General features: G+C 46.5%; 15 protein-coding genes. 2 read left to right on the top strand and 13 right to left on the bottom strand.

Annotated features, from left to right (window positions below; translation table 11 throughout):
• The first annotated feature begins 69 nt into the window (after positions 1-69).
• Positions 70-1380: an MFS transporter gene (locus tag NZ043_RS22015; RefSeq protein WP_339309230.1), complete on the top strand. Its 1311-nt coding sequence runs from the start codon at positions 70-72 to the stop codon at positions 1378-1380.
• A 148-nt stretch (positions 1381-1528) separates the two neighbouring features.
• Positions 1529-2644, top strand: a complete 1116-nt coding sequence (locus NZ043_RS22010; RefSeq protein ID WP_339309229.1) for an AbrB family transcriptional regulator — start codon at positions 1529-1531, stop codon at positions 2642-2644.
• A gap of 129 nt (positions 2645-2773) precedes the next feature.
• Here the strand turns inward: NZ043_RS22010 and NZ043_RS22005 are convergent, their stop codons facing one another.
• From NZ043_RS22005 to NZ043_RS21945, 13 genes are all read right to left on the bottom strand, one after another.
• Positions 2774-2977: a hypothetical protein gene (locus NZ043_RS22005; protein ID WP_017688872.1), complete on the bottom strand. Its 204-nt coding sequence runs from the start codon at positions 2975-2977 to the stop codon at positions 2774-2776.
• Between the two features lie 77 nt (positions 2978-3054).
• Positions 3055-3333, bottom strand: coding sequence for a YkgJ family cysteine cluster protein (locus NZ043_RS22000; protein ID WP_133384486.1), 279 nt, complete (start codon positions 3331-3333; stop codon positions 3055-3057).
• Between the two features lie 214 nt (positions 3334-3547).
• Positions 3548-4396, bottom strand: coding sequence for a chemotaxis protein (locus tag NZ043_RS21995; protein WP_339309228.1), 849 nt, complete (start codon positions 4394-4396; stop codon positions 3548-3550).
• Between the two features lie 228 nt (positions 4397-4624).
• On the bottom strand, positions 4625-6643 hold the full coding sequence (gene treP / locus NZ043_RS21990) for a PTS system trehalose-specific EIIBC component (RefSeq protein ID WP_339309227.1): 2019 nt from the start codon (positions 6641-6643) through the stop codon (positions 4625-4627).
• Positions 6644-6671: 28 nt separating this feature from the next.
• Positions 6672-8393 carry an alpha,alpha-phosphotrehalase gene (gene treC / locus NZ043_RS21985; protein WP_133384483.1) on the bottom strand — a complete coding sequence of 574 codons (1722 nt, stop codon included), beginning with the start codon at positions 8391-8393 and terminating at the stop codon, positions 6672-6674.
• Positions 8394-8770: 377 nt separating this feature from the next.
• Positions 8771-10126, bottom strand: coding sequence for a C4-dicarboxylate transporter DctA (gene dctA / locus NZ043_RS21980; RefSeq protein ID WP_133384482.1), 1356 nt, complete (start codon positions 10124-10126; stop codon positions 8771-8773).
• A gap of 238 nt (positions 10127-10364) precedes the next feature.
• Positions 10365-11057, bottom strand: coding sequence for a metal-dependent hydrolase (locus tag NZ043_RS21975; protein WP_133384481.1), 693 nt, complete (start codon positions 11055-11057; stop codon positions 10365-10367).
• A 97-nt stretch (positions 11058-11154) separates the two neighbouring features.
• On the bottom strand, positions 11155-12846 hold the full coding sequence (locus NZ043_RS21970; RefSeq protein ID WP_289392209.1) for an alpha-glucosidase: 1692 nt from the start codon (positions 12844-12846) through the stop codon (positions 11155-11157).
• A 142-nt stretch (positions 12847-12988) separates the two neighbouring features.
• A complete protein-coding gene (locus NZ043_RS21965) occupies positions 12989-13447 on the bottom strand; it encodes a VanZ family protein (RefSeq protein WP_091031398.1) in 459 nt (152 codons plus the stop codon).
• A 42-nt stretch (positions 13448-13489) separates the two neighbouring features.
• On the bottom strand, positions 13490-14359 hold the full coding sequence (locus NZ043_RS21960) for an effector binding domain-containing protein (RefSeq protein WP_339309226.1): 870 nt from the start codon (positions 14357-14359) through the stop codon (positions 13490-13492).
• 263 nt (positions 14360-14622) lie between these two features.
• Positions 14623-17055 (bottom strand): glycogen/starch/alpha-glucan phosphorylase, encoded by a 2433-nt coding sequence (locus tag NZ043_RS21955; protein ID WP_133384478.1) that lies wholly within the window; start codon positions 17053-17055, stop codon positions 14623-14625.
• 334 nt (positions 17056-17389) lie between these two features.
• A complete protein-coding gene (glgD, locus tag NZ043_RS21950) occupies positions 17390-18493 on the bottom strand; it encodes a glucose-1-phosphate adenylyltransferase subunit GlgD (protein ID WP_133384477.1) in 1104 nt (367 codons plus the stop codon).
• A 26-nt stretch (positions 18494-18519) separates the two neighbouring features.
• On the bottom strand, positions 18520-19689 hold the full coding sequence (locus NZ043_RS21945; protein ID WP_091031411.1) for a glucose-1-phosphate adenylyltransferase: 1170 nt from the start codon (positions 19687-19689) through the stop codon (positions 18520-18522).
• Between the last annotated feature and the right edge of the window lie 154 nt (positions 19690-19843).

Here is a 19843-nt window from a genome sequence, read left to right as displayed (position 1 = left end):
CAATTCTTCCGCAAATTCTCCTTTCCTGTTAAACTGGAATCACTGCACAGGCAGACTGGAGGGAACCACTTGAGAGTTTTACGACATATTCATGATGAAATTCGCGGCTGGTCCCGCAATATTCAACTGTTTTTCCTGGCTAGCATATTGTATCAGATCGGAAATGGCATGTTCTCTGTCTTGTACAATCTGTACATTCAGGGTCTGGGCTATAATGATACAATGAACGGCCAGATTGTAAGTATTCAATCACTGGCAACAGCCATTATGTTTGTTCCTATCGGTCTATGCGGTGATTTGTTCAGTCGCAAGCGGCTACTCATTACGGGGGCGTTATTCAGCGGTATATTTCTGATTGGACGCTCCTTCGATTATTCGGCTACCGGACTGATCTGGTTTGCGGTATTCTCTGGCCTTTTCGCTGGTGTATTCCAGGTACTGGCCATTCCTTATCTGGCGGAAAACGTCAAGAAAAGCCAGCGGCTGAAGATGTTCAGTTATTATTCTTCCCTTGTGCTTGCTTCCCAGGTTCTTGGTAGCCTGGGTGGCGGCGTATTCGCAGATTTGCTACATACGGCAGGACTCGCCAAAGTGACTGGATTACAGACGGTTTTATTTGTCGGCGGTGCAGCAACCCTTGCTGCGTTTATACCACTATTATTTGTAACCGAAGACAAGATTGCTCCGCAGACACCAATTCCGGCTCAACCCGTTCTTCAGCCCAATGCAGATCTAATAGAAAATTCAACGAATACCCTCAGCACGGACGATTTGATCACGAAGAAAAAAGATTCCCGACTGATTGGTCAGTTTGTAGTGACCCAGTTATTAATCGGATTAGGCTCAGGACTAGTTGTACCGTATCTGAATCTGTACTTCACCAATCGCTTCTCGGTTTCTCTGAGCGGCATGAGCCTGTTGATTGCACTTGGTCAGATTATGACGATTGTATCCATGCTGATTGGTCCTACCCTCGCGGCAAAGGTCGGAAGCGTAAGAGCCGTTGTCATTTTCCAGGTCATGTCGTTGCCCTTCCTTCTATTAACAGGCTTCACCAATCTGTTGTTCATCGCTTCGCTCAGTTTCTTGTTCAGACAAGCATTGATGAACGCAGCCAATCCCATTCATTCAGCCATACTGGTGGATCGGATCTCGGACAAACGCCGCGGCATTGCCAATTCACTGATGCAGACCTCGTTCATGATCGGTTGGGCTACCATGGGACCTGTCCAATCCTATCTGGTCACCACGTACGGAACGTATTGGGGTTATGCAATCACATTCAGCATCACAGGCTGTCTATACGTTATTTCATCACTGATGTACTTTGTAATGTTCAGAGAACCCAAACCTTCCGCTACGGCTCTCGCAGGATCTTAATGAGTTGAACAGAAGTAGCCTGGTTGTTCCGCAGATAACGCAACGTATCTCATCATCAGGAGTGATCACACATGAACATGAATCTTTCATTACACCTGAATGTATACCTGAATCTCATACCACCTCATTCAACCGGTAGGCTAAACGGATGGAACTGATGCGCAAGCTTGGTTCCCACGTTGTCTTTCGGTTTTTTCTTAGTCTGGGTGTCTCTGTTCTTGGCGGATTGCTGTTCACACTCATTCATACACCGATCCCGTGGTTGCTCGGGCCAATGGTATTCATGCTGCTTGGCTCCCAAGTCGCCAAATGGCCGCTCTTGTGGCCTTCCTCCATTCGGGACTATGGCATTTTGATTGTTGGTTATTCGATTGGACTCACCTTAACAAAAGAGGCACTGCAAGGCATCCTGCAACAACTTCCCATGATGTTGCTGATGACCTTGCTCTTAATCGGGTTGTGTGTGATTACGGCTTACATCGCTTCAAAGGTAACCGACTTTGATTTCCCCTCCCTGCTGGTTGGCAGTATTCCAGGAGGACTATCCCAGATGGTGTCCCTTGCAGAAGAGATGAAATCCATCAATCTGACGCTGGTTACTTTTTTGCAGGTGACTCGGCTGATCATGATTGTCTTCTGTGTTCCGTTCCTGCTATTTAGTCCTTGGATTGGAGGTACTGTAGGTGGTGGAACAGATCAGCCTTTCATTGACGTAGCAACATGGGGTACCCTTTTTCCTGAGATTCTTCTCTATGCTCCGCTCTGTGTAGCGGGTGCATGGGTTGCACGCAAACTCCGATTTCCGACGGCCTTTATGTTGGGTCCCATGATTGTTATGTGTGTCGTTCAATTAAGCACAGCGCTGCACACACCCAGTCTGCCAACCTCCCTCTTAAACGTATCGCAATTGATGATTGGCAGTCACGTTGGACTGATGCTCAAGCCGGAACAGTTGCAACGCAAGACACAGACAGTCACGCTAGCGGTGATGAGTAGTGTACTGCTCATTGTTGGTGCGCTTGGATTGAGTTATCTGTTAATGAATGTGTTCTCCCTCTCCGCGGCAACCTCACTACTCAGTATGGCCCCTGGCGGGATGGATCAGATGAGTATCATGGCACATGAAGTGAATGCCGATCTTTCGGTTGTATCCGGGTATCAATTGTTTCGGATTCTATTTATTTTCTTCATCGTCTCTTCCGTACTGAAGATGATTCTTGTACATATGTTGAAAGAAAAGAAAGCTAAGCCCTATCCTCAATGATCATATTCCTACCTGATCCCATGCCAAAGAGAGTATCCATTTGATGTCACATCCTGCGGATACTCTCTTTTATTTGTACACACTCATCTTCAACATTTGGCCTCATTCAATTTTAAGCATAATGACTACTTATGAATAAATTCGGTTGTACATCCAGCCTACAATGCCCACCGTAACCACTGTTGCCCCAATAATAAATGCATAATAGCCAATCTTACTTTTGGACTCCGAAGTCTGATGGTCATAATAATCCGAGTTACGTCGGTAAAATCCCATCCATAACTCTCCGATCATATTCACAACTACCAATACAAAACGTTTAACAAGCCCCATGGTATTCGCGTCTCCTCTCTCTGATCAACCTTCTTCCATATTAAGTATAATTATCCTATTTAATTAAAACAAGTCACTCAAACTACTTTCGGTGTGATTACCTTTGGCGCAGTTTCTTGTTCCAGCCAGGTTAGAATATCAAATGCTTCCTGATCGGTGCTACCACACATCTCTTCCTCAGCTTGCAATCCGCTGCATACCGCAGGACGATCTTTTTGGCCAAAAATTCCGCAGCGATTATCATCCGTAAGCTGCACACAACGTACACCTGCCGGCTTGCCATGGGCCATGCCCGGTATCGGTGATGATATGGAAATCGCGATACAACATGCGGCACAGCCTGTCCTGCATTCCATACATAGTCCCTCCTAATTATAAAACTTACAATATGTGTTCAAAAAGACCGGTTTTCAGTACCAAGAAGATGGGATGAAGCTAGAAATGGAGTAGCGGAGCGTAGATAGAGCTACGTGAACAACGGACATTTCGGCTGAATTCCATATTCGATGCTGATGATGCCATTAGGCATCCTTCGTAATCAAAAGCGGACTTTTTGAACTACCTCTGATATTATGATCGATTTATCCAGGTCCAGGTTCGAGCAAGCCCCTGAGCAATTCTCCGATTCATGCTTCGATTGGAAAAATACCCCCCATGACTTAGCGGATTCCAACTCATAGCCACGCCGCCAGAGTTCACTTCAATGTCTTCTTTGACCGCTTTCTCATAAGCAGGATCAATGGGGCGTAAAGGATAACCCAGAATATCATCCCGATCGTAGAAGTTCACCCACTCCCCTTCCAGCCCGGCATAATACTGATTCACATGGGAAGAGGGCACCTGAATTGGGCAACTAAAGTCATGATAACGCAAACTCCATAAGGGCAGGGTTGTACCAAACGAGTAAAAATTGGTCAGGGTGTCACCCCGCTCCAAAGCCGAGTTCACATCCACAACTTCAGGAACACGACTGGACGGATATTGCAGATCGTAGAAGAAGTTACTGGCGATTACGGCACCCAAACTATGAGCAACCACACAGAGTGGAGCTTCCGGTCCATTACGCTGTGCAAGGGTATGCATCGCCTGATTCAACGTTCGATGTACGGCATCATAGTTATGGCCTTGATTTTCCACCGGTTGATAAGCAACCGCATCAGCCAGGTAATGGATGACAAATCGGCGCAACGCCTGAAAGTTCAATCCCGGAGAGCTGACGAGCTGTTGAAAGAGCGCCTCTTCCCGCTCCTCAAATACATCCGCCCAATATACAGGTTCGATATCCAGCATCTGTTTGGAGGCTCCAGGCAAGACCATCACCTTGTCCAATTCCTTATGCAAACAAGCAATCAGCCTGTCCGCGTACCCATTCTTCCGCATACCCAGCCCATGAATGACCATCACCGCAATACGTGTCATGGCTCTCCTCCTCATCGATTGACTAGGATCTCTTTCTCCACCATATGAACGCCACGACTCGAACATGCCTGAAGCTTGCTTTGTCAGAAGAACCTTTCCAACCACCATTATTTTAAAAATGTGATTCTTCCATTTTATATACAGTTTACCATGATCGTCATGAAAATAACGATCATACAACAAAAAGGAGCTGCACATCACGCAGCCCCTTCTTGTTGTTGTATTCAATTAACCTTTCAGATGAACCTTCAACACACCATTTTGATTAGATGTAACATCACCTGTCGTGACTTCCACCCTTTCAACCATATCCTGACCATCTGGAATGATAATCGGTGTAATCAGCGGGTATCCCGCATCTTCAATTACCTTACGATCAAACTCCAACAGTTTTTGTCCAGCCTTTACATGCTCGCCAGCTTCCACATGCATGTTGAAGCCTTCACCTTTGAGGGATACTGTATTAATACCGACATGGATCAGAACTTGTAATCCACTTGCGTGTTCAAGAATCACCGCATGTTTACTTTTGATCACATGAGCTACCTGAGCATCAAACGGGGCAACAACCAGGTTGCCGGAAGGTTCAATCGCTACACCTTCACCCATCTGTTTCTCGGCAAAAGCCGGATCAGGTACTTGCTCCAGTGACACAGCCTGACCTGTTAATGGCGCCATGATTTCAAGTGTATTCACTGCTTCGTCCCCTACTTGAGCTGCACTACGTGTGCGCTGGTTTGGATCTGTTTTTGCAGTTGAAGAGGTAACGCCCGAAGCAGACTGCGATGTAGCCGCTTTAGGCTCATTAATGGTTTCATTGCTTGCACTACGATCTTCTTTTCTCAGTTTGGCTCTGCCAAAAAGGACGGTCAGTACAAATGGTACAACAAGGACAATCGCCATGCCGATGAAGAAGACGCCCCATTTGTTAGGGAAAATCGACAGGAATCCCGGTACGCCACCTACACCGATGGAGGTTGCCTGAACATTATTCATCGTCAGCAGCACACCACCAATTGCGGAACCGACCATACCAAAGATAAACGGATAACGGTAACGGATATTCACTCCGAAGATCGCCGGCTCAGTTACCCCGAGGAAGGCCGATACCGAGGACGTTGCCGCAAGTCCTCTCATTTTCTTCTCACGCAGGACAAGCATCATCGCAAGTGCAGCCGAACCCTGTGCGATATTGGACAATGCAAGCATCGGCCACAGGAACGTACCGCCCTGACTACCAATGAGCTGAACATCCACCGCGAGGAACGTGTGATGCATACCGGTGATAACGAGCAAAGCGTACAGACCACCGTAGATCAAACCACCCAGCGCCGCGTATGAATCGTATACATAGATCAAGCCGGATGTAATTGCATTTGCAATAGCAAATGTAACCGGTCCAATAATCGTAAATGCCAGGAATCCGGTAATCAGCAAGGTAACTGGTGCAACGACCAGCAGTTTGATCGAATCATGTACCCTTTTATTCAGGAAAATTTCCATCTTCGCAAGCAGATAGGCCGATACCAGTACTGGCAGAACCTGCCCTTGATAACCGATCTTCTCAATCTCCCAACCGAACAGATTCCATGTTGGCACCGTGCCATTATTCACAGCATCAGCGTAACCATATGCACTCAGCAGATCGGGATGTACCAGAATGAGACCCAGCACGATCCCGAGCAGCGGACTGCCGCCGAACCTTTTTACAGCTGCCCAACCAATTAGAGCCGGCAGGAACGTGAAGGCTGTACTTGCGATCGTATTAATAATGGACGCAAGATCCTTCCAGGCTGGATAGACATCTACCAGTGATTTTCCATCAAAGAAAATGCCTGGACCTGTCAGAATATTGTTAATTCCGAGCAAAAGACCTGCCGTAATGATTGCAGGCAAGATCGGAATGAAAATATCCGAGAGTGTTTTGATCGCTCGCTGAATTGGATTTTGCTTTTTACCAGCAACCGCCTTCACATCATCTTTGGAAGAACGATCTCCCCCGGTAATCTGAATCATCTCATCATAGACTTTATCCACCAGACCAGGCCCAATAACGACCTGGAATTGTCCTTGGGAAGAGAACTGTCCTTTGACCAGATCATTCTGATCCAGACTTTCAGTATCCACTTTACTCTCATCGTACAAGGCAAACCGGAGTCGTGTAACACAGTGTGTTGCAGCTTCAATATTCTCTTTGCCACCGACTGCCCGGACGATCTCCTCAACCTGTTTTTTATCGATTGCCATAGTGTCACTTCCTATTTATAAAATGTGATTAGTCCTGTTGTGGCACAAGCCACATATAGGATGCATACGGACTGAGAGAGATTTCCTGCGTCAGCGCAGGGGCTGCCTCCGTATTTCCTATGAGTAACTCTGCTGATTTGCCTGCAATGTGATCATTCCAGACCGCTTCCGGAAGCGAGAACGTGACGTCTCGTTTACTGAAGTTGGATACAACAATCAGGGTTTCATTTCCATTGGTCCGTGCGTACGCGAATACATCCGGGTGTGCATCGTCCAATCGTTCATACAGACCGTCGATCAGCACGTTAACCTGTTTACGCAGGGCAATCAATTTGCGGTAGTGGTAGTAGATCGAATCCGGATCAGCCAGCTGCTGTTCCACGTGAATGGAAGGATACCGCTCATCCACCTTCAGCCAAGGTGTTCCGGTAGTAAATCCGGCGTTCTTACTTCCATTCCACTGCATCGGTGTTCGGGAGTTGTCCCGGGAACGCTCTTTCACGATGTTGAAAGCTTCTTCAGCGGATTTGCCTCGTTCTTCCTGAAGCAGGCGGTACATGTTCGTTGATTCGATATCGCGGAACTCACTAACGTCATTCCAGACTGGATTCGGCATTCCAATCTCTTCACCCTGGTAGACATAAGGTGTACCTTGCATTCCGTGTATCGTTGTTGCAAGCATCTTGGCACTCTCGGCACGATAATCACCATCATCGGCGAATCGGGATAGTGCCCGCGGCTGATCATGATTATTAAGGAACAGCGCGTTCCAACCTCCACCGGCCTGCATGCCTGTCTGCCACTCACTGAAGAGCTGCTTCATCGCTTCGAAATCATACGGCATCAGTTCCCATTTCTGACCATTCGGATAATCCACTTTCAGGTGGTGGAAGTTAAACGTCATCGAAAACTCCCGGGAAGCCGGGTTCGAATATTGGATGCAATGTTCCAGTGTTGTCGAGGACATCTCGCCTACCGTCACCATGTTGTAAGGCCCAAATACTTCATCGTACATCTCGGTGATGTACTCATGCACACGTGGTCCATCCGTGTAGTATTTGCGTCCATCACCCGGTGACACGCTTCCATCATCATCAGGGAACCGCTGGTCTTTGGAGATCAGGTTAATCACGTCCATACGGAAACCGTCCACACCTTTTTCGGCCCAGAACTTGATCATATCCCGTACAGCTTTGCGTACTTCTTCATTCTCCCAATTCAGATCTGCCTGCGTTTTATCAAATAAAGTCAGGAAATATTGTCCCGTTTGTTCATCATACTGCCAAGCGGGTCCACCGAACTTCGATTGCCAGTTGTTTGGCACACCGCCATCCGGGGCAGGATCTTTCCAAATATAATAATCCCGATACGGATTATCCTTGGAAGAACGGGATTGCTGGAACCACTCATGATCGGTCGAGGAGTGATTCACCACAATATCAATCATCAGTTTCATATCACGAGCCTTCAGACCTTTCAGCAGTTTGTCAAAATCCTCCATCGTCCCATAATCCGGATTAATTCGGTAATAGTCCGCTACGTCATATCCATTATCATGCTGCGGGGATACATATACCGGCTGCAACCACACAATATCGATACCCAGATGCTGCAAATAATCAAGCTTCTCGGTTAATCCACGAATATCTCCAGTACCCGATCCAGTTGTATCATTAAAACTCTTCGGATATACCTGATACACCGTTGATGTCTTCCACCAAGATGACGGAGTGGTGTTATTAGAACTCATGTTAACGCCTCCAATAAATTGTAATGCTCTCATGTGATGTTCTCGGTTAACTTCATATCTATATTACATAAGTAAACATGTATATACAAGTTGAAACTATAATATGTATATTCTTCGCCTCTTCTACACATTCCCCATAAATCTTTCCTCTGTAACATTTATTTTGGAACTTGCGTTCGTGAACCCAATGATATCTGTATTGGGACAACAAGAAACCGTCTGTTCTTCCCACGATCGGAGTGGGCAACAGACGGTCTAATTTGGTTGAACTTGGTTGAACATTTTAAATGTATTTTACTGTCTTTTTACTGTTGTAATGGATTGTTATTTTTAAGTTGCTGTCACTTCACTTAATCACCACAGCGGAGACACGCCTCTTACGACATCTCCGGTGAAACTACGGCTTTCCCTTGTTTTTCCTGCATGTTTAACTTCAATAAAGATAGTGCAGCCTGTTCTTCCCTTTCCAGTTCAGCAGCACTGATCTCACCAGAGAGTACGGCACGCATTCGCTTCTGATCCAGCAGACCTTCCCATTTTGCAACCACAAATGCTGCGACACAGTTGCCCATCAGGTTTGTGAATACACGCATTGTATCCATGAATCGATCTGCACCAAGCAGCAGAGCAACCGCTGCTACCGGAAAAGCATTGACAGCCACTGCCGTTGCGGACAGGGCCAGGAATGCGGAGCCAGGTACTCCTGCCATGCCTTTGGAACTTAACATCAACACCAGTAAAATTGTAATCTGCTGCATCAATGTCAGTTCAATCCCTACGGCCTGAGCAACAAAAACCGTTGCCAAGGATAAATAGATCGAAGCGCCATCCAGATTAAACGAGTACCCCGTCGGCACTACAAGACCCACAACCGCACGATCACAACCCGCCTTGGTTAGTTTGTCCATCATGCGCGGCATCACCACTTCTGATGATCCGGTTCCAATCGCCAGCATCACTTCAGAACGGGTATACTTCACAAATTGCAGGAAATTCAGCCCGGTAATCCACCAGGCAGCCAGTGCCAGCATGACCAGAAACAGCAGCGCTGCGCCGTAACAGGCCAGAATTAACAGACCAAAGGACGATAATGTGGAAGCCCCATAGGCACCTACCGTGTAAGCCATGGCTCCAAATGCACCAATTGGCGCGAGTTTCATGATATAACCGATGATGCGGAACACAATGCTGAGCAAGTTCTCAATCAGCGTCAGTACATTCTCTTTTGCCTTGCTCTCTGTTGCTGCCAGAGCAACCCCGAACAAGCATGCCACGAGCAGTACTTGCAGAAGTGCATTTTGTGCAAAGGCATCTACAACACTTGTCGGAATAATATTCATAATAAAGTCTACCGTATGTGGTAACTCGGAACCATTGGTTTTTGCTTCAATGCCGCTTGCATCTATGGTTGAAGGGTCCACGTTCATTCCGGCACCGGGGCGAAGCAGATTGGCTGTTCCCAATCCAAGTACCAGCGCCACTGTAGTTGCAATCTCGAACCACACGATAGCTTTCAGTCCAATGCGACCTACCGACTTCAGATCACCGATCTTCGCAATGCCTGTCACAATGACCATGAAAATCAGTGGTGCGATGATCATCTTGATCAATTTGATGAAACCTGTTCCGAGCGGTTGCAGCAAGCTACCCAGATCCGGCCACAGGATGCCTACACCAATCCCGATGATTACCGCTACAATAATTTGAAAAAATAATGATTTCATAAATGACATGAACGCTCCCCCTGTTTGCGGTCAATTCGGATTTCCGTTTGGTTTCCGTGTAACTTTTTATATCATTCTAAACGGGAGTTCAACAATGGAATTTCAATGTTTTTGTCATTTGTACCAACTCTATCGGTGAAAATTGAACCTGGAACCGAAAAAAGACGAATATCGCGTCAGTTATCTTGACGTGATATTCGTCTTTATCCAGAAGTCCATTTATTATTGAACAGGGGTTAAATGTGCATCACAGGGTAATAGATTCTCCCGGGGCCAGCACACGGCCTTCCAACCCTTTTGCAGCCAGTTGTTGCACGAAGTGTTCCGCATCCTGACGAATCACCGGGAATGTATCATAATGGACCGGAATCGTCAGTTTGGCATTAAACCATTCGGCCGCTTGCAGCGCATCCTCAGGTCCCATGGTGAAATGTCCACCAATCGGCAAAAAGGCAACATCGATATCATGACGATCACCGATCATTTTCATATCCCCGAAGAGACTTGTGTCTCCGGCATGCAAAATCGTTTTACCACCAATATTAATGATATATCCAGCAGGCAAACCTGCATACATGATCCGTTGTTCTTCTTCGAGCACAATCCCGGAAGTATGGAACGCCTGAATCATTTTAGCTTGAGCAAAGCCGAGATCTACCGTGCCGCCCATGTTCATGCCGAGTGTATCCAGACCTTTCCAGGACATATATGTAGCCAATTCCACAATAGCGACAACTTTGGCGTTATTCGCCTTGGCAATAGGTTCAGCATCGAGGATGTGATCCATATGTGCATGTGTCAGTAACACAACATCGGTCTTAATATCTTCAGGCTTCGTGACGGCAAGCTCGTTGCCACGCAGGAAGGGATCAATGATCAGAGACTTTTCTTCTGTGCCCAGCTGTACACTGGAGTGACCGTGGAACGTAATATTCAACAACTTGGATTCCTCCCGACATATGTTTTGATTATTTTGAAACCACTATTTATTATAAATCATAGCTCTTCACCAACGCAAAATTACGCTAGCCTCCGTGTCACCGCTGCTTACGATATACCCTTGCCTCATACGGCTGAAGCTGAATGGCACCTTCATCGGTAGAATAACGTCTGCTTACGTTGCTGATGATCAGCTTGGCATGCTCGGAATCCCAGCCTTCCGGCCAGTGCATCTCAGGCTCATGACCACGGAAATTCAGAATGACTAGCATCTGCTCATCTTCCAGCGTTCGGGTATAGGCATAGATATCCGGATCATCCGGCAGTAACAGCTCATATGCGCCATAGATAAGCACTTTATGCTGTTTGCGAAGGGCAATTAACTTACGGTAATAATGCAAAATGGATTGCGGATCACTTTCGGCATCAGCCACATTAATCTCAGGATAATTATCATTCACCTGAATCCACGGCTGCCCCTGGGTAAACCCTGCGTGTTCCGTCTCATCCCATTGCATCGGCGTGCGGGCATTATCGCGGCTCTTCAGCCAGATCGCCTGCATGACTTCGTGCTTCGACTTACCTTGACCAATGTAATGATTGTAATAATTTTTGGTCTCAATGTCCCGGTATTGTTCGATATCCTGAAAAGCGACATTGGTCATGCCGATCTCTTCTCCTTGATAGATGTAGGGGGTCCCTTCGAGTGTAAGCATCCATGTCGCCAGCATTTGAGCAGAACGCACCCGATATTTACCGTCATCACCAAAACGGGAAACCGGACGTGGCTGATCATGGTTGCCCATATAATTGGCGTTCCAGCCTCTACCATGTAAAACTGTTTGCCACCGGCTCATGATTTCTTTGAGATCTGTCAATTTCCATTCCTTATAGTTCCATTTACCAATTCCGGAGGATTTGGCATCGATAAACATATGCTCAAACTGGAATACCATATTAAGTTCATCACGATCCGTCCCCACATAAGCCAAGGCCTGCTCAGGCCCAAGTCCGGAAGTCTCGCCAACCGTCATGGGTCCGTAAGGTTTCAGGATCATGTTATTCAGTTTCTTCAAAATCGAGTGTACCTGTTCCAGGTTGGAAAAGAGCTGATACGCTGGAACCACCGGCAGATTATCCGGATTGTGGGCACTTGGCAGACCCTCTGCCTTGGCGATATGCGCTACTGCATCGAAACGGAATCCGTCGACCCCTTTTTCCAGCCACCAATGTACCATCTCATACATCTCTTCTGCCATCTGTGCATTGTTCCAGTTGAGATCCGGTTGCTGTTCCGAATACAGATGCAGATAATACTCATTTGTCTCGGGATCATGCTTCCACACCGAACCTCCAAAATAGGACTCCCAGTTATTCGGCACCTGACCATTTTTGCCTGAACGCCAAATATAATAATCCCGTTTCGGATTTATCTTTGATGAACGCGATTCAGCAAACCACGCATGTTCATCCGACGTATGATTCAGTACCAGGTCCATCATGATCTTGAGACCACGCTTGTGTGCCTCTGCCAATAATCGATCAAAATCCTCCATCGTGCCATACTTGCGTAAAATGCCGTAGTAATCCCGGATATCATATCCGTTATCATGTCCTGGTGAATCGTAAATGGGACAGAGCCAGATCACATCTACGCCTAAATTCTCCAAATAATCGAGCTTCTCATAGATTCCCTGCAAATCGCCATATCCATCCCCGTCCGAATCTTTAAAGCTGCTCGGGTAAATCTGGTATACCACACTCTCTTTCCACCAAACGATATCGCCCACCTCGCTCTCATCTTTGTCCACTATATAATCTCTGCTCACGATATAAATAAGCCGTTAATATGTTTTATCCGAAATGATTCCCTTGTAAACATTTGAAAGGTATCTTATGCAAAAAGACCCGGTCATGACCACGATCTGCGGGTCAATTCCGAGTCCTTCTTCGTGAACATAAGATTAACTTAAATCCGGCGTAACCTATCCAGGCACCGATCGTGTTCAGAATAATGTCATCCACATCAAACGAACCTACACGTGTAATCAATTGTGTGACCTCAACACCCAGCAGAAGCAAAACAACTGTAGATGTAAAGGTCAGGAACGAACGACACCTCCGAAACAACCATGGGATCCAGATGCCCAGCGGAATGAACAATACGATATTGCCAAACAGGTTTTTGACCCAGGTATCTGTATTGTACCTCTCCCTCTCCAACAGAAGTGGACGAATCGTCTCGAAGGGTACGAGATTATATTGATAATACATGCTAGGTGTTCGTCCACTGACAAACAGTAAAATGCCCATAATCAGTAGGTAAAGCACTGCCATGCAAGCAACAATGGTCAGCATCCACTTGGAGTGGAGCCACGACTTTTCGTTCATTCCATCAATCCTCCGACCTTGTTTTCCACGAAGCGGTAAGGTCTATTTTAACGGGATATAGATCTTCATGTCCAATTGTTCAGGGGTCGATTTCCAGACATCCGTCACTTCAAAGTCCGGCCCTTCCCTCCGTTCATAGTTGGACTGCGGCAGCCAGCTGCCATAGATCATTTTCCGAATATCCTGCCCAGAGCCTTCCACGGTGAACTCTGCATACAAGCCGCCCGGAATTTCAATCGAAGTAAAACCGGGTTCAAGTGCCTGTGATGCTCCACTGCTTTCTTCACCCACAATAAAAGAAAATGCTCCATCCTCTTCAAAATGACAGGCCACACCGTAAGCCATATCAGGGCGTGTCCTCTCCGGGATCGCCATGAATCTCTGTTCCATGCCAAAATCATGATAAAATCCGGGGATTTCAGCATAATGTTGATTGTCATTCAGGTTGGTCTTATATTCATAGCCGACAATCCAGTTTGGTGCCAATGTGACCAGACGGGGTGTGTTCATGTGAAATGTTCCACCAAGCGAAGTTCGATAATCATTAAAATCAATGCTCTGTTGCATCTTCAGAAGAGACAACTGATCCGTTTCCAGCTTACGCAGCTTCGCAGGTGTCATTCCAAAGTGGGCTGAAAATGCGCGGGTAAATGCCTCCTGGGATTGATAGCCAAAGCTCATCGCAACGTCCAATATGCCTTCCGATGTGCCTCGCAGCATCGCAGCAGCCTCCGTTAATCTGCGTTTGCGCAAGTATTCCAGTACCGTGAATCCCGTGATCGCCTGGAATAAACGCTGAAAATGAAACGCCGAAAAGCTCGCAGCAGCGGACGTCTCTCTGATATTAAAATCATCTTGCAAATGCTGCTCCAAATACTCAATAGCAAGCTGAATTCGTGTGTAATGATCCATAGTGACGGCTCCCCTATCTAATTCAAAATATCAAACGATTTCTTATGTAGTATGACTGAGATCCAGATCTTTTTTTTGATTTTGTGTGCGAACTTGTATGATGAAAAATACGCGAGTTTCGCTTATCTTCAAGTTGAATACACTATGATACACTGTATGCCAAAATCCCCTTGTTCTACAAGGAGATACTCTCTACTCTGGTTGATTTACCAGCAGAGATGTCTCTTGTGAACAAGGGGACTTGTTAGTCTAACAATTTATTCTTAACCTTTCCAGTTCCCGGACACGGGATGAATACCCCAGATATCTGTCGCATACTCACTAATGGTACGATCACTGGAGAATATGCCGGAATGTGCCGTGTTTAATATCGCTTTCCGAGTCCAGCCCGGAATATCCCGATACGCTTGGTCAATCGCAGCATGCGCATCTGCATAAGCAGCAAAATCACGCAAGACAAAGTATTCGTCACCATGGGCCAGCAAGGAGTCATAAATATCCCAGAACTCCCCGTCACGATAACAGAATGCACCTGGATGCACCAGTTGCTCCACGACCTCGCGAATGCGTTCATCGTGCTGCACAATTTCATTCGGACGATAGCTGCCTGAGCGATAATACTCAAGCACTTCGTCTGCGCGCAGACCATAAATGAACATATTTTCTTCTCCGACCTGCTCCGCCATCTCCACGTTGGCTCCATCCATCGTGCCAATCGTTAAAGCACCGTTCATCATAAATTTCATGTTGCCCGTACCGGAAGCTTCCTTGCCTGCGGTTGAGATCTGTTCACTAACATCCGCAGCGGGAATGATCTTCTCTGCAAGAGAGACGGAATAGTTTTCGAGGAAAAATACCTTCAAGCGGTCATTTACGGCCGCATCCCGATTCACTGTGTCAGCCACGGTGTTGATCAGCTTAATAATTTTCTTGGCAAAATAATAACTCGGCGCTGCCTTGGCACCAAAGATGAAGGTACGTGGCACCATATCAAACGAAGCATCATTCTTAAGCCGGTTATACAGATGCATGACATGCAGAATGTTCAACAGCTGACGTTTATACCCGTGCAGCCTCTTCACCTGTACATCAAAGATGGAATCCGGATTCACTGCTGTCCCGGTATGATCCAGAATATACGCAGCAAGCCGCTCTTTGTTGTGCCGCTTAATTGAACGGAACTGCTCTTGGAATGATGCATTATCCGCAAAGCCTGCCAGTTGATCCAGCTTACCCGGCTCTGTTATCCATTCGTTACCGATTGTATCCGTAATCAGATCCGACAGTTTCGGATTGGCATGCATCAACCAGCGGCGATGGGTAATACCATTCGTTTTGTTATTGAAACGCTCTGGATACAGCGCATAGAACGGAGCCATCTCGCGCTCTTTCAAAATCTCGGTATGCAATGCAGCAACACCATTCACGCTGTGACTGCCCACAATCGCCAGATGCGCCATCCGTACCTGATCGTTCGCAACAATCGCCAGATGCCCTATGCGATCCTGATCTCCAGGATACCTATCCAGCAGCATGCCACAAAAGCGTTTGTTGATCTCTTCAATGATCATGTAGATTCGTGGCAGCAGCCTGCTGATCATGGATACAGGCCATTTCTCAAGCGCCTCACTAAGCGTTGTATGATTGGTATACGATACTGTGCGGGTTGTGATATCCCATGCTTCATCCCAGCCATAACCCTTCACATCAATCAAGATGCGCATCAGTTCTGGAATAACCAAGGTTGGATGCGTGTCATTAATGTGGAAGGCCACTTTATCAGGCAAACGATCATACGGTAGCTCCAGCTTGTTGAACGTACGCAATGCGCTCTGTACACCTGCTGAACACATGAAGTATTGCTGCTTCAAGCGCAGCAGCTTTCCTTCGTACTGGGAATCATCCGGATACAGGAATTCCGAGATTGATTCAACCGAACGACTATAATCCAGATAGCCGTAGTAGTTCGAAGGGGTGTCAAGTGAAGTCTCGCGCTTTGGCTCGGCACTCCAGAGTCGCAATGTATTTACATGGGTTTGACCATAACCAATGACAGGCACGTCATAAGGAATGGCGACGACCGATTCGGCATCTTTTGTAACAAACTGATATTCTCCATCCTGTTCGTGAGCTTCTACCCGGCCCCAGAACTGTACTTCCACCTTTTTGTCTGGACGGCGGACTTCCCATTCATTGCCCTTATCCAGCCAATTGTCGGGTAACTCTACCTGATTACCATTGATGATTTTTTGCTCAAACAACCCGTATTTATAACGAATGCCGCAACCATGTCCTGCATATCGGAGTGATGCGAGTGAATCCAGGAAACAGGCAGCGAGTCGTCCCAGACCTCCGTTACCGAGTCCTGCATCCGCCTCCTGTTCTTCCACCTCTTCCAAGGAGAAACCCAGATCAGCCAGACTGTCACGCACCAATTCCAATTCATTTACATTCAGCAGATTGTTGCCGAGCAGACGTCCAATCAGGAATTCCAGCGAGAAGTAATAGACCTGTTTATCCTGGCGCTGCTTGAACCCCTGATTCGACGCTGCCCAATCCTGGCCTGCATATTCACGAATCATGCTTCCCAGTACGTGGTACACGTCTTCCTGTGTTGCTTCTTCAATCGGTTTGCCCAATTTGCTGACCAGATTCCGTGTAAATATACTCTTGAACGTTTCCTTGTTGTCAAACAAAAGTAGGTTCCTCCCGGGGAAATCCTGCAGGACGGTGGTGGTTCACATACTCAGTTGCTCAGCACTCTGCAAAGTGGCCGTTACGGTTACGAATCGTTCTTATGATCGCTGTTACCCCTGTATTTTCTTGAATTTATTATTTAGATGTGAAAATACAGTGATAAAGGCGAGCGCTACGCTTCTTCAGAATCGATTTCGTCCCCTCCACTACGTTTGCATGCTGGTGAGAACTTTCGAAGGTGCAATTCATGCGTCGAAAGTGTATGAACCTTAAATCCATCCTACAGGATTTTTATTTTATATATTTATAGAAGATATCGGTTACGTGTGGGGATTAGATAATAGTGCTTTTTGCTAAAATGTATGGATTCGACGGGGCACCGATCAGCGTCTGTCCTCCGGTCAGCTTCACGTCTTTATCGAGAATGACGTTCTCAAGTACGGTACCCTCACCAATGTAACATTTCTGCATGATGATGGAACCTTTGATTTTGGCACCCTTGGCCACCTGTACACCACGGAACAGAATGCTGTCCTCCACCTCTCCACCAACAATGCAGCCATTCGCGAGAAGTGAATGTTTAACATCGGCGGTATCCAGGTATTTGGCAGGCGCTTCGTATTTAATTTTGGTCTGGATCGGATCTTCCTTGAACAGTTGTTCATATTGCCCTGTGTTCAGCAGATCCATACTGTTGCGATAATAACTGTCAATGGAATTGATGACTGCGTGATAGCCATCATATGCATAGGCAGCGATATTCAATCCATCCGGATTTTTTTGAATCACATCCCGGAAGAAATGACTCTCGCCATGATCAATGCAGCGTTGCACCTGGCGCAAGAACAATTCTTTTTCCATAATGAAAATTTCTGTATATATATTCGGGTGATTAGCGCTTTGGTGAATGTCCACCACGTTACCGTCCCCGTCATGGTCAACTTTGACACAGGCGTCATGCTCAGGCAGCAGCTGATCTACCTTTTTGCAGACCAGTGTAACGTCCGCCCCTTTACTGATGTGATACCTGTAGACATCCTGGAGATCTGCTTTGGTCACATGTCGACTGCCCGCATGCACAACATATTGTCCTGCCCCTCTGTGGAAAAAGTCCAAATTGTTATGGAAATGCTGCAAGTCCCCCTGTGATGTATCTGTTGGATCATTCCAGTCTGGTGGCAAAATAAACATACCCCCATGTTTGCGATCCAAATCCCAAGGCTTACCATCACCAAGATGGTCCATCAACGAGCGATATTTTCGCCGTACAAATACACCAATACTCTCAATGCCTGCATTCATCATATTGGATAGAACAAAATCGATCAGACGGTAACGCCCGGCATATGGCACCGCGGCTCCGCAGCGAAAATACGTCAATTCCTTCAATTCTTCAAGTTCATGGTCAAGGTTAATAACTCCGATCAATGGTTTCATCGCATGCACCGTCCTTTTAACTTCAATTAGGCCTTGCTGGTTATTCCTTGGCGAAGCTGACGTTCCAATTCTTCCTGATCCACGAGCAATATATCACTCTCATCTCCCGGTGCAGGCGAAATCTGTGTTCCATCAGGAATAACCAATCCTTCTGCGATAATAGCTCGGTAAATGCGCACATTTTGCCCGATTTTCACTTTTGGCATGATCACCGAATCGATGACAGCACTGTTCTCACCAACTTCAATTCCGTAGAACAGAACAGAATGATTGACCTCACCATGCACTACAGTGCCTTCACTAATAATACAATTCCGTACCTTGCCCGAAGGTGAGATATATTGTGCAGGTTGGTTCGGATTGCGTGTGAAAATACGCCAGTCCGGATCATTGAGATTAAATGGTGTGTCTTCGTCCAACAGGTCCATATTGGATTCCCACAGACTGCGAATGGTACCAACGTCTTTCCAATAACCTTCGAATGGATATGCATATAAGGATTTTTCGTTTTCAAGCAACAAAGGAATAATATCTTTACCAAAATCATAGGAGGTGGATGCCTGTTGTTCATCCTGGATCAGGAAACGTTTCAGTACATCCCACTTGAAGAGATAGATACCCATGGAAGCCAGTGTGCTCTTGGGCTCAGGAGGTTTTTCTTCAAATTCATAGATGCTATAGTCATCGTTGGTGTTCAGCACCCCGAACCGGCTGGCTTCTTCCAATGAGACATCGATGACCGATATGGTGCAATCCGCATCTTTTTCTTTGTGATACTGGAGCATTTTTTCGTAGTCCATCTTATAGATATGATCCCCTGACAGAATGAGCACATGCTCGGGATCGAATTGTTCAATAAAGTTCAGGTTGCGGAAGATCGCATCCGCTGTACCCCGGTACCAGTTGCTACCGTCTTCACGTTCATGTGGAGGAAGTACATATACCCCGCCGTTTTTCCGATCCAGATCCCAGTCACTGCCAATGCCAATATAGGAATGTAAGACAAGTGGTTCATATTGAGTTAATACACCCACTGTATCAATACCAGAATTAGAGCAGTTACTCAGCGGAAAATCAATGATTCGGTACGTGCCCCCAAAATATACAGCTGGCTTAGCCAGTGATTTGGTCAATCCTTTTAACCTCTTACCTTGCCCTCCGGCAAGTAGCATCGCTACAACTTCTTTTTTCGCCATCATTACAGCCTCCTCCACGTGCATTCGTTCTGATTCATTTCAGAGCCCATAATCGATATTCTGTTGTGTGGACACTGTTGTCTTGATTAGGAGCATGCTGTACAGATGTGTAACTGGATGAATCTTATTGCAGTTGAACTTACTGAATTGTAAA

It is taken from the genome of Paenibacillus sp. FSL k6-2145, from assembly GCF_037976585.1.
Classification (GTDB): Bacteria; Bacillota; Bacilli; order Paenibacillales; family Paenibacillaceae; genus Paenibacillus.
The sequence above is the reverse complement of the archived record's forward strand: the minus strand, read 5'-3'. Positions and strand labels throughout refer to the sequence as shown.